This is a genomic window from Marinomonas algarum, assembly GCF_020532605.1.
Classification (GTDB): domain Bacteria; phylum Pseudomonadota; class Gammaproteobacteria; order Pseudomonadales; family Marinomonadaceae; genus Marinomonas; species Marinomonas algarum.
In genome coordinates this window covers 1-667 of the sequence record NZ_JAJATW010000077.1, presented here as the reverse complement: position 1 = coordinate 667, position 667 = coordinate 1, and the positions used below count along the sequence as shown (strand labels likewise).

Annotated in this window: 1 protein-coding gene; it reads right to left on the bottom strand. The window is 45.7% G+C overall.

Features of this window, described 5'->3' with window-relative positions; all coding sequences use genetic code 11:
• Window positions 1-504: IS21 family transposase (locus LG368_RS15405; RefSeq protein WP_476703457.1), on the bottom strand; the 504-nt coding region annotated here is incomplete at its 3' end.
• Between the last annotated feature and the right edge of the window lie 163 nt (window positions 505-667).

The following is a 667-nucleotide window of genomic DNA, read 5'->3' as shown; positions in this document are numbered from 1 at the left end:
GAACACTTCCGCCTCTCTTACTTCACCTGTGTCAGGGTTAACGACTTGAAGCCGAGGCCCACAGTAATCGATAAACAACTTATCACCCGCAACATGAAGTTGGCGCATACTGCGCTTTTGAGTTTTGAGCCAGCGCGTGAAGTGCTCGCAGAACTGCGTGTAGGCGTAAGCTTGCTCTTGATATTGCTCGTGATATTCCTGCCACAACAGCATCTTCGTCATGCCTTTTCGTCTGAGTTCGACAGCGTATTGAGTAAAGTCTGGCATGACTTTATACCGACTGGCTTTTTTACCGTGATACAGCGCCTGAGTGAGATCGGCATCGCTGCAACTTTCGGGTAAAGGCCAACCTATCTGACTTTGTTTAAAGCGAGCGTTAAGTTCTGAGACCGTTGCAAGGCTCACATTGAGGCAACTGGCAATATTTCGGTAGGACAACCCACAGTCGTACTTAAGGCGTAATATTTCTTTAATTTTATTCATTGGAGTTCTCTTTTTTGCCATGATCGCTTCCTCACCTCTTGCTTGAAAAGGAAAGAATAGCGAGTTATTGATTTAAAAGAGAAAAAGGTAGGATTTCGGGCATTCCGAACGCGGTTTTCGCTCTTCCGAACGCTGATTTCGGAGTTTGCTTAAAAGTGTTCGGATAATCGCGGAATACGTGTTC